At 64.0% G+C, this 13551-nt stretch carries 12 protein-coding genes; 3 read left to right on the forward strand and 9 right to left on the reverse strand.

Going from position 1 to position 13551, the window contains the following annotated elements; all coding sequences use genetic code 11:
* Window positions 1–123 precede the first annotated feature (123 nt).
* Window positions 124–651, forward strand: coding sequence for an SRPBCC family protein (locus tag AC0V2Y_RS20090; RefSeq protein WP_475415036.1), 528 nt, complete (start codon window positions 124–126; stop codon window positions 649–651).
* 72 nt (window positions 652–723) lie between these two features.
* Here the strand turns inward: AC0V2Y_RS20090 and AC0V2Y_RS20095 are convergent, their stop codons facing one another.
* The 6 genes from AC0V2Y_RS20095 to AC0V2Y_RS20120 all read right to left on the reverse strand — a co-directional run bounded on the left by AC0V2Y_RS20095 (window position 724) and on the right by AC0V2Y_RS20120 (window position 7766).
* Complete coding sequence (locus AC0V2Y_RS20095) at window positions 724–1737, reverse strand: response regulator (RefSeq protein ID WP_475415035.1); 1014 nt, start codon at window positions 1735–1737, stop codon at window positions 724–726.
* On the reverse strand, window positions 1730–2827 hold the full coding sequence (locus tag AC0V2Y_RS20100) for a hybrid sensor histidine kinase/response regulator (RefSeq protein ID WP_475415034.1): 1098 nt from the start codon (window positions 2825–2827) through the stop codon (window positions 1730–1732). Before AC0V2Y_RS20100 ends, AC0V2Y_RS20095 begins: the two co-directional genes overlap by 8 nt.
* A 1-nt stretch (window position 2828) precedes the next feature.
* A complete protein-coding gene (locus AC0V2Y_RS20105) occupies window positions 2829–4172 on the reverse strand; it encodes a sensor histidine kinase (protein ID WP_475415068.1) in 1344 nt (447 codons plus the stop codon).
* Window positions 4173–4174: 2 nt separating this feature from the next.
* On the reverse strand, window positions 4175–5569 hold the full coding sequence (locus AC0V2Y_RS20110; RefSeq protein WP_475415033.1) for a class I SAM-dependent methyltransferase: 1395 nt from the start codon (window positions 5567–5569) through the stop codon (window positions 4175–4177).
* A 263-nt stretch (window positions 5570–5832) separates the two neighbouring features.
* Complete coding sequence (locus AC0V2Y_RS20115) at window positions 5833–6858, reverse strand: AraC family transcriptional regulator (RefSeq protein ID WP_475415032.1); 1026 nt, start codon at window positions 6856–6858, stop codon at window positions 5833–5835.
* Window positions 6858–7766 carry a GGDEF domain-containing protein gene (locus tag AC0V2Y_RS20120; RefSeq protein ID WP_475415031.1) on the reverse strand — a complete coding sequence of 303 codons (909 nt, stop codon included), beginning with the start codon at window positions 7764–7766 and terminating at the stop codon, window positions 6858–6860. The genes AC0V2Y_RS20115 and AC0V2Y_RS20120 overlap by 1 nt, the downstream gene beginning before the upstream one ends.
* 307 nt (window positions 7767–8073) lie before the next feature.
* Here AC0V2Y_RS20120 and AC0V2Y_RS20125 point away from each other — a divergent pair, with 307 nt between their 5' ends.
* Together AC0V2Y_RS20125 and AC0V2Y_RS20130 are read left to right on the forward strand one after the other, a co-directional pair.
* The gene (locus AC0V2Y_RS20125) at window positions 8074–10608 is read left to right on the forward strand and encodes a TonB-dependent receptor (RefSeq protein ID WP_475415030.1); all 2535 of its coding nucleotides are present in this window, start codon (window positions 8074–8076) and stop codon (window positions 10606–10608) included.
* A 17-nt stretch (window positions 10609–10625) separates the two neighbouring features.
* On the forward strand, window positions 10626–12479 hold the full coding sequence (locus AC0V2Y_RS20130; RefSeq protein WP_475415029.1) for a phytase: 1854 nt from the start codon (window positions 10626–10628) through the stop codon (window positions 12477–12479).
* Window positions 12480–12561: 82 nt separating this feature from the next.
* Here the strand turns inward: AC0V2Y_RS20130 and AC0V2Y_RS20135 are convergent, their stop codons facing one another.
* The 3 genes from AC0V2Y_RS20135 to AC0V2Y_RS20145 form a co-directional block, all read right to left on the reverse strand.
* Entirely contained in the window at window positions 12562–12975 is a 414-nt protein-coding gene (locus AC0V2Y_RS20135; protein ID WP_475415028.1) for a hypothetical protein, read from the reverse strand.
* An 88-nt stretch (window positions 12976–13063) separates the two neighbouring features.
* Window positions 13064–13258 carry a hypothetical protein gene (locus AC0V2Y_RS20140; protein WP_475415027.1) on the reverse strand — a complete coding sequence of 65 codons (195 nt, stop codon included), beginning with the start codon at window positions 13256–13258 and terminating at the stop codon, window positions 13064–13066.
* A gap of 86 nt (window positions 13259–13344) precedes the next feature.
* The gene (locus AC0V2Y_RS20145; RefSeq protein ID WP_475415026.1) at window positions 13345–13551 is read right to left on the reverse strand and encodes a hypothetical protein; all 207 of its coding nucleotides are present in this window, start codon (window positions 13549–13551) and stop codon (window positions 13345–13347) included.

Genomic DNA, 13551 nt, shown 5'->3' on the forward strand with positions numbered 1-13551 from the left:
GGCGTGCAGGCGGCCCTGCGCAAAGCCGGCGCAAATAAAGGCCAACAGGCCGCGCACGGCCATTCATATCTGCTAAGATTGCCTTGATTCGTTCGCATCGACCATTCAAGATTTGGAGAGCATATGATCAAAAAAACCCTGCTGCTGATCGTTGTCGTCGTCGCCGCCATCCTCGGCTATGCCACCACCAAGCCCGACACCTTCAGTGTCCAGCGCGAAATCACCATCAAGGCCCCGCCCGAGAAAATCGCCGCCCTGGTCACGGACTTCCATTACTGGGCCGCCTGGTCGCCGTGGGAAAAGCTCGATCCCGCCATGCGCCGCACGTTTACGGGGCCGGCCAATGGCCTAGGTGCCCAATATGCGTGGCAAGGCAATGACAAGGTGGGCGCCGGGCGCATGGAAATCACGGAAGCGGCCCAGCCCGAGCGCACCGTCATCAAGCTGGACTTCCTCAAGCCGTTTGAGAGCCACAACACCACCACGTTTACCATGGCGCCCGAGGGCGACGGCACCAAGGTGAACTGGACCATGACGGGCCCCAGCCCTTACGTCAGCAAGGTCATGACCGTCTTCGTCAGCATGGACAGGATGATCGGCAAGGATTTTGAAAAAGGCTTGAACAACCTGAAGGCGGCGGCGGAACGCTAAGCCCGCCCACCGCCAGCGGACACAGGGCCCGCGCGGCCCTGTTGTATTTGGCACGCCCCCTTGCGGGTACCGTCAGAACTGCTCGATCCAGGCCGCCAGGTGGTCCGGCGTGAGCGCCGGCTCGGCCTGCACCACCTTGCCCTGCAAGCCCAGTTCCGTTTTGCTCAGCTGCAAGGACCAGCCGCGCCGCGCCAGCCACAGCAAGCTGGCCAGCCAGAACGAGTGGATGGCCGAGACGGGCATGGTGGTCGGCGTTTCCAGGAATTCCGTCAGCAGGCGGCCATCGAGGAACAGCGCCGTGCCGCCCTGGTTTTGCAGTGCCGCGCCAAACACGGGCAGCAGCATGTCGATGGCCTGCTCCACGCCGCGCCCCGGATGCTCGCGCTCGAGCGTGTCGAGCTGCTGGCGCACGGCGGCGGCAAAGGCCGTGCCGCGGAAGGCTTCCGAACTGACCAGATCGGCATAATCCATCAGCAGCCAGTCCGGCTCGGGCGGCGTGACGCCGGCCGTCAGGGCCGCCGACAGATACGCTTCCACGGGCAGCTGCTGTTCCGGACCAGCCAGGCTGGCGCACAGCGCATACAGGGTGCCGATGCGGTTGGCGACGGCTTGCCGCTGGCGCACCATCAGCTTTTCACGCAGCAACTGCGCGTGTTCGTTGCGCAAGCGCGCCAGTTCCAGCGCCTGCTTGAGCTCCATGCGCAGCGCCGCGATATCCCACGGCTTCTGGATGTAGCGGTGGATCTGCCCCTGGTTGACTGCTTCCACCGTGTGCTCCAGCTCGGAATACGCGGTGGTCAGGATGCGCACGATGTGCGGATGGCGGTCCCAGCAATACGACAGCAGCTCGTTGCCGTAGGCGCCAGGCATGCGCTGGTCCGACACCAGCACGGCGATGCGGTCGGCTTGCTCGTCGAGGATGCGCTTGCCTTCCTCGACCGAGGTGGCCGTCAGCACCTCGGCCAGCGGCGCGATGGCGCGCTGGAAGTATTTGAGGGCGTTGGCCTCGTCATCGACGTAGAGTATCGTCGGCAAGCCTTGCGCCGGCTCACGCTGAGCCGGTAAACGCAGATTGGCGTCAATCATGCTCGTTCCTTATATGTACTGGAAAATTCAGGGTGACCGTGGTGGAACTGCCAAATTCGGTGGCGATATCGAGGTTGCCGCCGAACGACTGCATCATGCGGTGGCAAAACACCATGCCCCAGCCCTTGCCTTCGCCGCCGCTGCTGCTCAAGGGGTCGATCAACAGCTGTTCGACGATCTCGGGGGCGATGCCGGCGCCATTGTCGCGCACCGTGATGCGGCCCGCATCGATGCGGATGCCGATCGCCGGATGGGCTTGCTCGCCGGCCGAACGCAAGGCATTCGCCAGCACGGAAGATAAAATCAGCGCGACGCAATTGGGCGACTCGGCAATGGAGAAATCGTCGCCCACCTCGACCGCGATGGCGGCGCGCTGGGCCGTGCTCAAAGGATAGCTGTCGAGCAAGGCGTCCAGCAGCTGGCGCGCGCTGCCGGCGCGGCGTCCACCCTGCATGCCCGGCCCGCTGCTGGCCAGGCGCACCGTGTCGACAAAGCTGGCCAGCACCGACAGGCAATAGCGCGCATTGTCGTGCATCAAGGCGGCCGCCTCGCCGATCTCCGCTTGCGGCGTGGAATCCGCCTGTGCGCGCCGGGCGATGCCGCGCGCAAAATTGGCGATGGCCGCCAGCGGCGTGTTCAATTCATGCGCGAGGAAGGCCAGCGATTCCTCCATCGCCACCAGGCCCTGACGGCGCGCGGCCCGCTCGCGTCCCGTCTGCACGGCCAGCTGCAGCGCCGTTTGCATGGCGGCCAGATCGAGCGGCTTTTCCAGCAGGCGGAATAAGGTGCCGCCGTTGATCAGCTCCAGCAGCACGTCCTTGTCCGCATACGCGGTGACGAGCATGCAGACGATGTGCGGATAGCGCTGCGCCACTTCCTGCAGCAATTCGCTGCCCAGGCGGTCCGGCATGCGGTAATCGGTGACGAGCACGTCGATGAGGCCGGTCTCGTCTTCCAGCAAGGCCAGCGCCGCATCGACGCTGGGCGCCGTCAGCACGCGGTAGCGCTGGCCGACGGCGCGCTCGAAATACTTGCAGGCGAGCGCTTCGTCGTCCACGTACAGCACGCTGGCGCGGCTATCGTTGTCCATGCTAGCGGCCCTCCCAGTCGGAACGCTGCAAGTCGAAATTCATGCTGGCCCATTCGCCGAGCACGCTTTCGGCGCTCAGGGTGCCGCCGTGGCGCTCGATCACGCCATAGCTGATGCTCAGGCCCAGGCCGAGGCCCTGCCCCACTTCGCGCGTGGTAAAGAACGGCTCGAACACGCGCGCCAGGTTTTCCGGAGCGATGCCGGGGCCGTTGTCGCGCACGCTGATGCGCAGGCGGTTGTCGTCCCAGTGGGCCGTGACGCGGATCTCGAACGGCGGCGCATTGCCCTTGCGCATGGACAGCACGGCATTGCCCAGCAAGTTGATCAGCACGCCCACGATGGCCGCCTCGTCGCCGCGCACCAGGGTGTCGACCGGCAAATCGTGGCTGATGCTGACGTTCTTCGTTTCGTGGCCGACGAGACGGATGGCGGCCTCGAGCGCGCTGCGGAACTGGAAGTGCCCCGTTTCCAGCTGGTTGCCGCTCTTGCGGTAGGCGAAGGTTTTCAAGTCCGAGACGATGTGCTGCACGCGCAGCATGCCCTGCTTGGCGTCGGCCAGGCATTCGCTGACCAGCGCGCTTTGCTTGGCGGCCGGGTCTTCGATGGCCACCTCGATGGCCATCATGCAGAAATTCACGGGGTTATTCACTTCATGCAACATCCCGGCGGCCAGGGTGCCGATGGCGGCCATCTTCTCTTGCTGCAGCATCTGCCCCTTGATATCGGCCAGGCTTTTATTCGTTTCTTCCAGCTGCGTGTTCTTTTGCGCCACTTCCGCCTTCAGCTGGAACAGCATGAAGCGGGCGCGTTCATTGAAATAGGTAAACACGGCGCTGATGCTGGCCGACATGATCAGGAACAAACAGTTGACGACAAACGTGCTTGGCAAGTCGAAGCCGCCCGCATGCCAGGCGCAGGCAGCCACGTACAGCAGGCAGGAAATGGCGCCAAAGACCATATTTTGCCACAGGCCGAAGGCCAGCACGATGCCCGACGAATAAATGGCCAGGGTCATGCCCACATAATAGATCGAGGTGGCGCCTTCCGTGACGGCGATCATCCAGGCGATCATGATTTGCGGCAGGATCAGCCAGACAAAGGTCAGCCCCTGGATGCGGTCTTGCGCCCAGCGCGTGCGCATGGCCAGCACGACGCAAAAGATCAGCACGGACACGAGGATGCGCGCGCTGGTAAACGCCGACTGCTTGTCCGGGTACAGGGCCGAATCGAGGCCCATGCCCAGCAGGATCAGCACGATGCCCGTGTAGGCCCCGCCGCGGCTGAATTCCAAGCGGAAGTCGCGCAAAACGGCCGTGTAGCCGGCATGCAAGCCTGGGGTATCCATCATCAAGGAATGCTCACTTCCGCAAATACATTCACGCCCGTGGCGTCGACATAGATCAGCGGATCCGTCGCATGCTCGGGCAGCAGGGCCGACAGGCCCGCTTCATCGCGATAGATCAAATGCCACTCCAGCAAATGCTCCATGCCGAACTTGCCCGGATTATCCGCGTGCACATTCGTCACCAGCAGGCGCCCGCCCGGCCCCACGCGCGAGGCGAAGTGCAGCAGCAGGCGCGCGCACACCTTGTCGGACAGATAATCGAACAGGCCGGCGCAATACACGGCATCGAAACTGCCGGGCAAGCCCGTGGCGCCGGAGCCGTGGCGGCGCTTGAGCAGGTTGTGCACGGAGTCATGCACATAATCGATCTCCACCACGCGCCCCGTGCGCTGCATGATGGTGGTCAGGCGCGCGCGCGTCCAGTCCAGCGTCTCGCTGCTGAAGTCGACCAGCTCGAAGGCCAGCCATTGCGCATCGGGACACGTTTCCAGGAAGCGCTGCACCTCGATGGCCGGGCCGCAGCCCACGTTGAGCACTTTATACACGCGCCCGGCGGCGCGCGCCGCGGCCGCCTTCTGCGCCAAAAATTCCGTCAGGATATCGATGCGGTTGCGGTGCGCCGTCGCCACGGCCGCCTGCAGGAAGGCGGCGTTGACGATCTGAAAATACGTGCTCGGGCCCTGGCGCGGATCGTCCAGCAGCTGGTTGACCATCTGGTAGTCGCCCGCATAGCCGAGCGGCTTCGTAAACGTGCGGAAGACGAAGGGCGCGCGCAGGATCAGCGGATGCAGCGCCGCCTGGGCGAACGCGCGGTGGGCCGGCGCCCGCTCCTCTTCGACCAGCGAAGCCTCGGTCTCGAGCTGGCGCAGGTACAGCTGGGTTTGCTCCATCAGGGGCAAGGCCAGCTCGTCGAAGATATCGGGGCGCAGGCGGCCGTTTTCCTTCGGCAGCGAATCGGACAGGTCGACCTGCTCGACCCAGCGCGCCACTTCCGACAGGAAGGCGCGCATTTCGTTGACGACGATCTGGTAATCGCGGCGGATGCGGAAGCGCTCGCCCCAGCCGGCGACAAAGGCGCTCGACTCCTTCAACACGGCGCCCTTGACCACGACCACGTCGCTCAGCTCGCGCCACTCGTCGATCAGGGTCACGGAAACGATGGCGGTCAGGCCCGTGTTGACGCTGCTGATGACGACGGCCTTGCCCACGTAGGCGTTCTTCGCCCCCATGCGCACCGTCACGTCATTGAGCACCTCGCTGACCTGCACAATCGAGTATGGATTGTAGATTTCCATGACCAGCGAATTGCGCTGCAAGTTGAAAATCGTGCCGCGCACCGCCTCACCCTGGGTGTTGCGGAAACTGACGACTGGATCGATCTGCGATTGTGAATACACGATTGAGCATTATCAAGTTGCCCGGTTTCCGGCGCACCACACTGGTGACGCCAGCTTCCAGGCTGGGTTAAGGCACGGCACACCGGTCGTCTGCCGCCGGCCCGCCATCGCGATGGCGCTGTCGCGGCGTCGCGTGGCGCCGTGCCGGAGCGCCTCAAAGCGCGTCTGTTCGCTCTCTGATCGAGTGTACTATGGATGTAGCAGAACGGGCAATTGTTCCCGCAGGAACGACTGTCCGTGGCGCAGGCGCGCAACGCCGGCGTTCATCCCGCCACGAACAGGGCCAGCGCGTGACGCAATAGTTGCGGCGTTTGCCCCGTCCAGCGTTTGAACGAGCGGCGGAAGTTGGTGGCATCATGAAAGCCGAGGTAGGCGGCCACGGCATCGTTGTCGTAGCCATGCGCCTGGAACAGGTAGATCGCCTTGTGCGCGCGCACCTGGTCCAGCTCGGCCTGGAAATGCGTGCCATGGCGCGCCAGATGGCGTTTCAGGGTGGCGGGACTGACGCCGAATTCCTGCGCCGTGCGTTCCAGGGTCGGCGCGCAGCGGATGTTCGCCAGCAGGTAGTCGTACAGCGCACCGAGCAGGCTGGCGGCGGGCACGGGCGCCAGGGCCGCCGCGCGCAAGGCCAGCGCGGCCGCCGTGGCATTGCCGCGCGGCCAGGGCTTGTCGAGCCAGCTGGAATCGATGAGCATGGCGTCCACCTGGCAATCGAAACGCAGGGACTGGCCCAGGTGCACTTCGTGCTGCTCCACGTGGCGGGGCCGCGCGCGGTTGAAACAGAAGCGCCATGGCAAGGACTCGCCCGCCAGCCAGCGGCACATGGCCGCCAGCGCCGTCATGTGCATTTCCACCAGAAACGGCAGCTGGCTGGGCGCGCCGAACGCATCGACCCAGTACAGCACGTGCATGTCGCCCGCCTCGCGCAGCCGGGGCTGCAGCAGCGGACACAGCAAGGTATGGAAGTTGCACAGGATGGTCAAGGCCTGGCGCAGATTCTGCGCCTGCAGCAAGGCGTGGCTGGCGGCGCCGTAATGGCCGGGCAGCATTTGCTGGCCCAGCATGAAGCTGGTGTCGGCACTGTCAAGGCCGCGCGCCACGTTGGCCAGCAATTGCAGGTATTGCGCAGCGCTGACCTGGCTTTCCGCGGACGGCAGCGCGCCGCCATCGAGGCCCGTGCCCTTGAGCAGCGGCGCCGTGGCCAGCTCGCGGCTGCGCGCATAGTCGAGCACCAGCGCCGGCTGGTGATGGGCCGCGATGCTGGGGTCGCCCTGCTGGTTCAGCGGCATCAGGCAGGCGCGGCGCTGCCGGCCCTGGGACTGGCGCTGCGGCCCGGCGTTTCCACGGCCCGGCTCAGCTCGGCCAAGACCACTTCCGGCACGCCATCGGTGAGCGAGCAGGCATGCCGCAGGCTCAGGCGGATTTCGCGGTTGTCGTTGGCATGGTGGCGCATCTGTCCCACCATGGCGCACAGGTGGCGTGCCTTGACGGCCGCATCCTCGCGCGACACGCCCGGCATCAGCACGGCAAAGCGGTCGCCCGCATAGCGGCACAGCAAGTCGTCATTGCGCAAGTTCAACAGCAGCATGTGGCCCACGGCTTGCAGCACGCGGTCGCCTTCGCGGTGGCCGTATTCCCGGTTAATCAGGTGAAAGCTGTCGATGTCGAGCAAGACCAGCGCGCAATCGAAGCCGGGCCGGCGTTCCTGCTCCAGGCGCATCTGCGTGCGCAGGTAGCTGGCGTCGGCCAGTTGCGTGATGCGGTCGAAGGCGCGGTGGTCGCGGAACAGGCGTTCGCGCTTTTGCAGGTGTTCGTTCAGGCGGAACTGTTCCAGGCGCCAGTAATACATGCCGATCGTCAGCACCAGCATGCCAAACGGAATCAAGGCTTCCAGCCAGTTGTCCCACACGGCGCTCTTGTCGACGGCAAAGAATTCGTCCAGGCAATCGGCCCAGGAACCCAGCATGATGGCGCACAGGCCGCCGGCGATCAGGCTCGTCACCCGCCCCCGTGGACGGCTGCTGAGGGTAAACAAAAACCAGATGCCCGCCATGACGGCCGTGCCGCCTTCGCAGACGATATCCATCCACTTCCAGATGGCAAACGGTTTAACATGGCCCAGTGTGGCGTACAGGAATAAAAACAGGGGCAATGCCAGCGCGGCGGCAATCAGACTGTTACGGTGCAACGGCAGCATGTGGGGAACCTTTAAAAGTGGTGCTGTCGCCACGATAGCGCCCGCCCATGACGGCACGATGACATGCCCCGCGCCCGTGCGGCAGGTGCAAACGGCTCAACATCAGAAGCGCGGCGCAGGCAAATGCGGCAAGCCGTTGCCCATGCGCCCCGCGCCGGCAGGTCAATTCAGCTCACCCCGGTTCATTTCCGGCTGGATAGCGTTCACCCGCCGTTGTTTTCAGGGTGGCAAGCCCTTGCCTGTCACGCAACCGTCATATTTGCTGCCTAGAATCCGCCCGGTTCCTTCCTCCCTAACCGAGCTCTTCATGAAAACCATGCACCCTTCCTTCCCCTCCCCGCTGCGCCTGACGGCCGTGGCCCTGGCCGTCATGGCTGTCTTCAGCGGCGCCAGCCAGGCACAAGCACAGGACGACGGCCAGCCGGCCGCCACCGTGGTCGTCAGCGGCCAGCGCGCCAGCCTGCGCAACGCCATCGCCGCGCAAGAGAAAGCCGACAACATCATCAGCGTCATCAGCAGCGACGATATCGGCGGCTTGCCCGATAAAAACGCGGCCGAGGCACTGGCCCGCTTGCCGGGCGTGTCCGTGCAGCGCGACCAGGGCGAAGGCCGCTACATCACGGTGCGCGGCCTGGGCCCGGACCTGAACGCGGTCACCATCAACGGCGCGCTGGTGCCGTCGCCGGAAGCGGGCCGCCGCGCCGTGGCACTCGATATCCTGCCTGCCGGCCTGATCCGCACGCTGGAAGTCTCGAAAACCTTGCTGCCGGAAATGGACGCCAACTCGCTGGGCGCCACCATCGAAGTCAAATCGCTGTCCGCCTTCGACTTGCCGGGCAAGCTGCTGTCGGCCAACGTGGCCGCCAGCCATGATGAAAAGACGGGCAAGACCAGCCCCAGCGGCGGCGCCCTGTGGGCCCAGCGCTTCCTCGACGGCAAACTGGGCGTGGCCGCCGGCCTGAGCGCGGAAAAGCGCTCGTTCGGCTCCGATGACGTGGAAACGGGCGGCGCCTGGAGCAAGGGAAAACTGTCGGGCCTGGAATTGCGCGACTACCTGCCCGTGCGCAAGCGCGGCGCCCTGGCCGTCAACCTCGACTACCGTCCGGAAGCGGGCAACAGCTGGTTCTTGCGCTCTTTTGTGAGCGAATTTTCCGACGATGAAGTGCGCGACCGTTTGACCATCAGCAATATCGCGGGCGGCAGCCTGGCCGAAGGCCAGACGGCCAGCGCGCGCGCCGAGCGCCGCATCCGCCAGCGCAAGTATACGCAGCAAGTGCGCTCGCTGGTCCTGGGCACGCAGCAGAAATCGGGCGACTGGACCCTGGACGTGAAAGGCGGCCTGAGCCGCGCCACGGAAGACACGCCGGAATCCTTGAACGACGGCCGTTTCCGCGGCCTCAGCAACTTTAACGGCATCAGCTTCAACAGCACCGAGCAACCATTGTTGAGCGGCCCCGCCTCGCTGTACGACCCGGCCAGCTATGCGCTCAATGCCATCACCCTGCAAAAGCGCTACTCGAAAGACAACGAACACCACGCGCGCATCGACCTGGCGCGCAAGTTCGACATCGCCACGCTGAAATTCGGCGCCAAAGTCAGCCGCCGCGAAAAAACCAATGACACGGATCAATGGGCATATAACAGCAGCAAGGCCACCAGCGGCAATTACTGGGGCGCCGGCTCCACCTCGATGAGCAACTTCGTGCAGGGCCACAATCTCGACTACGACCTGGGCAACATCGGCGTGGCGCTGGACCCGGCCCTGATCCGTGCCCGTGTGTCTGGACTGGACCGCGACAAGGCGCGCCTGGCCACGGAATCGATCATCAACGATTACCGCATGCATGAAGACATCAACGCCATGTATGTGCAGAACAGCTACGACTTCGACGCCTGGCACATCCTCGGCGGCGTGCGCGCCGAGCGCACCAGCTTTGAAGCGGCCGGTTCGCAGGTGGACAGCGCCGGCGTCGCCACCGCCTTGACACGCGAGCGTTCGTACACCAACTGGCTGCCAAACCTGCAAACCCGCTATGACCTCGATCAAAAGACGAGCGTGCGGGCCGCCTGGACGCAAGCCGTGGTGCGCGCCAACTTCAGCCAGCTGGCTCCGGGCATCAGCCTGGCCAGCAACACGGAAGCCGTGATCGGCAACCCGGACTTGAAACCCTTGAAGGCCAACAACCTGGACCTCGGCATCGAGCGCGTGCTGGGCAACGATGGCGTGATGTCGGCGTATGGCTTCTACAAGGACATCAAGAATTTTACATACACGACCAACCTGGCCGGCACGGGACAATGGACGGGCTACACGACGGCCACCTCGTATGCAAACGGCGACGCGGCAAAAGTCAAAGGCATCGAACTGGCCTACATGCAGCCGCTGCGCATGCTGCCGGCGCCATTCAACAAGTTCCTCGTCGGCGTCAACGGCACCTTGAGCACCTCGCGCGCGCAAATCGGCCGCTACGACAAGGCGAGCAAGCAGCAGATGAACCGCGACATCCGCCTGCCGGGCCAGTCGAACCAGGTCATGAACCTGATGCTGGGCTATGAAACGGGCCCCGTCAGCGCCCGCCTGGCCCTCAACTACAAGTCGCCTTACCTGCTGGAAATGGGTGGCGAGATCCTCGACCAGAGCCAGGACCATATCGTCGCCAGCCAGAAGCAGCTCGATTTCTCGCTGTCCTACCAGATCAACAAGCAGTTCCAGCTGATGTTCGAGGCGGCCAACCTGAACAACGAGAAATACTATGTCTACCAGGGCACGAAGCAATACAACGTGCAAAACGAACAATACGGCCGCACTTTCAAAGTGAGCCTGAAAGCCAGCGCCTTCTGATGATGATTCTCAATAACATGAAAAAAACCGTACTCTGCAGCGCTGTGCTGGCTTGCCTCGGCGGCATCGCGCAGGCCGCCCCTGCCCAAGCCGTCCCCACTTTCACGCAGGAAGCGGAAGAGCTGGCGCGCCTGCCCGGCGGCGGCTGGCTGACTTTGGACAAACACGGCTTGCGCCTGTTCAATGCGGCTGGCCAGGAACAGGACCGCATCGCCGTGCGCGCCAAGCAGCTCGACACGCGCATCGATGGCAGCAAGCTGCAGGCCGTCTTCCTGGAAGCGGACACGCAGCGCCCGCTGCCCGTCTCCGTCGATGTGCAGGCCGGCAAGCTGGTGAAACTGGCGCCGTTTCCCGTGCCGACGTTTTCCGTGGAAGCATCGTGCCTGTACCGCGACGCCCAGCAGCTAACCCATCTGTTCCTGATCGGCAAGGATGGCCAGGCGGAACAGTGGGTGATGCAGGGCGAGCAACGCAGCCTGGTACGCAAACTGGCCTTGCCGCCCCATGCGAAACATTGCCGCGCCGACGATGGCGCCCGACGCCTGCTGGTGAGCGAGGCCAACATGGGCGTGTGGGCGTATGACGCCGATTCCGAAGGCATGGGCAAACGCGAAGTGGTGGCCCTGCGCAAGCCGTATGGCCAGCTGGACGGGGGCGCCGGCGCGCTGGCCGTGCTGCCGGGCGGCGTGGCCGTGCTCGACGGCAAGGCGGACAAGCTGCACCTGTTTGCTCATCAAGGCGGGCAGTGGACGGCGCAACCAACCCAAACCGTCGCCTTGAACGTGCGCAAGGGCGACAGCCAGCTGGCGCTGGACAAGGACGCCTTGCTACTGCGCGGCAAGAACGGTTGGCAGGCGCGGCCCGTGAAATGGACAGGCAAGGCGGAAACAGCGCCGGCGGAGGCCATCATCGCCCCGCAAGCGCAGACGGAACCGATGGCGCGCCAGGGCGATGCAGCCGACGACCCGGCCATCTGGCTGGCCAGCAACCCGGCCGATGCGCGTATCCTCGGCACCAACAAGAAACAGGGGCTATTGGTCTACGACCTGCAAGGCAAGCAGACGCAGCTGCTGGAAGTGGGCCGTTTGAACAACGTCGACGTGCGGCAGAACATTCAGCTGGGCGGCAGCAAGGTCGACCTGGCCGTGGCCACGCAGCGCGACGACAACAGCATGATGTTATTTACCATCAATGCCAGCGGCGAGGTGGCGGAAGCGGGCCGTTTTGCTACCGGCCTGAAAAGCATCTACGGCATGTGCTTGTATCAGCCAGCGGCCGGCGGCGTGCAGGCGTTCATCAACGACAAGGACGGCACCTTCCAGCAATACAGCATCGGCCTGGAAGGCGACAAGTTCAGCGCGACTCTGTTGCGCAGCTTCAAGGTCGCGACGCAACCGGAAGGCTGCGTGGCCGACGACGCCAACGCCCGCCTGTTCCTGGGCGAGGAAACGCGCGGCGTGTGGACCACCTCGGCCGACGCCGCCAAGCCGGACGCGCTCACCATGGTCTTGCCCGTGGGCGCGAACCTGGCGGCCGACGTGGAAGGCATGGCCATCTACCGCCAGCCGGGCGCCAAGCCCGGCACCGGCTACCTGATCGTCTCCAGCCAGGGCGACAACAGCTACGTGGTGCTCGACGCGCAAGCGCCCTACAAGGTGCGCGGCCGCTTCAAGGTAGGCTTCAACTTGCCGGCCGGCATAGACGGCACATCGGAAACGGACGGCCTCGACGTCACCTCCGCCAACCTGGGCGGCGCGTATGCGCAAGGCATGCTGGTGATCCAGGACGGCTACAAGCGCCTGCCCGATGGACCGCAGAACTTCAAGTACGTGGCGTGGAGGGATGTGGCGAAGGCCTTGAAGCTGGAATAATCAGACTGGAGCGGGGCCGGCCCCGCCGGGGGAATGCGCACCAATGGGGCGCATTCCAATCCCGACGAGCCCGGCCCCGATACTATCTGCGCGGCATATCGATATGAAATGGCAGGCGCTTGCCGCACAAGTCCACCATGCCCGACATGGCTAGTCGATCCGCCGACAATTCAATGATGTTGACGGCCGACACGTCACCATACTCCATCATATAGATACCCGATTCCTCTGCCTCGGGATGCATATCCAGCATCCCGATCGCCAGCGCTCCTTCCGGCCCTTTCTGTATGCGCAAGCCATGCAGGAAAAAAGCCGGCGGATACAGCGCCCACGACCATTCCGCATCCTCCGGCTCGGTCAAGCGCATAAACACATCGTCATCCCCATGGATATCGATATTCAGCTCCAGCATGCCGCTGCCATGAGCTTCCAGACTAATACTTGATTTCGCTACATCCACCTCAAAATTGGTGTCGCCGATACTGAACACAGTCATTGCCCTGCTACTCCTGTAGACGCGTTAATTACAATGCTCGATAGAACGCCACACCCTCGTCGGCCAGCAGACACACGCGTGGAATTCTTCAATCGCCCTGCTGTTGCCAAAACGCCTTGCCGCCCTTGATATAGATCCAGGCACTGGCCGAACCCTCTTTTGCCACCATGATCCCGTCCGTTTTCAGCCTCAGCGATTTTTCATGGTAGCTGTGCTGGAGCGGGCCCTTGTCTTCCACCTGCCACACTTCCAGCCAGGCGAAATCGTCGCCGCCATTGGACAATGCATGTCCCGCCCCCACGATGAGGGGCGCCGACTTCTGCCGGAACAGGAAGACGATGCCTTCTTTCCTGCTGTCCTTGTTCTTGATCAGGACAGCCAGGTCGCCATTGCCGTGTCGCCGTCGAAATCGCCGCGCAGAACGAAGGGATTCATGCGCGCATTGACCTCGATGGCCTCGCGCTTGGCCAGGCTGTCGAGTTGCTGCGTTGCCCAGATCGGTAATTGCGCCTGCGGCGACAAGGCCTGCGCACCGGCCATGCCGGCGGTACACCCCAGCACGAGGGTTACTGCCAT

This window comes from Janthinobacterium sp. BHSEK, from assembly GCF_056174685.1.

Excerpts from the sequence above, each read along its gene's own strand:
- AC0V2Y_RS20090 (WP_475415036.1), top strand. The coding sequence starts at position 124 with ATGATCAAAAAAACCCTGCTGCTGATCGTTGTCGTCGTCGCCGCCATC.
- AC0V2Y_RS20095 (WP_475415035.1), bottom strand. The coding sequence starts at position 1,737 with ATGATTGACGCCAATCTGCGTTTACCGGCTCAGCGTGAGCCGGCGCAA.
- AC0V2Y_RS20100 (WP_475415034.1), bottom strand. The coding sequence starts at position 2,827 with ATGGACAACGATAGCCGCGCCAGCGTGCTGTACGTGGACGACGAAGCG.
- AC0V2Y_RS20105 (WP_475415068.1), bottom strand. The coding sequence starts at position 4,172 with ATGGATACCCCAGGCTTGCATGCCGGCTACACGGCCGTTTTGCGCGAC.
- AC0V2Y_RS20115 (WP_475415032.1), bottom strand. The coding sequence starts at position 6,858 with ATGCCGCTGAACCAGCAGGGCGACCCCAGCATCGCGGCCCATCACCAG.
- AC0V2Y_RS20120 (WP_475415031.1), bottom strand. The coding sequence starts at position 7,766 with ATGCTGCCGTTGCACCGTAACAGTCTGATTGCCGCCGCGCTGGCATTG.
- AC0V2Y_RS20125 (WP_475415030.1), top strand. The coding sequence starts at position 8,074 with ATGAAAACCATGCACCCTTCCTTCCCCTCCCCGCTGCGCCTGACGGCC.
- AC0V2Y_RS20130 (WP_475415029.1), top strand. The coding sequence starts at position 10,626 with ATGAAAAAAACCGTACTCTGCAGCGCTGTGCTGGCTTGCCTCGGCGGC.
- AC0V2Y_RS20135 (WP_475415028.1), bottom strand. The coding sequence starts at position 12,975 with ATGACTGTGTTCAGTATCGGCGACACCAATTTTGAGGTGGATGTAGCG.
- AC0V2Y_RS20145 (WP_475415026.1), bottom strand. The coding sequence starts at position 13,551 with ATGGCAGTAACCCTCGTGCTGGGGTGTACCGCCGGCATGGCCGGTGCG.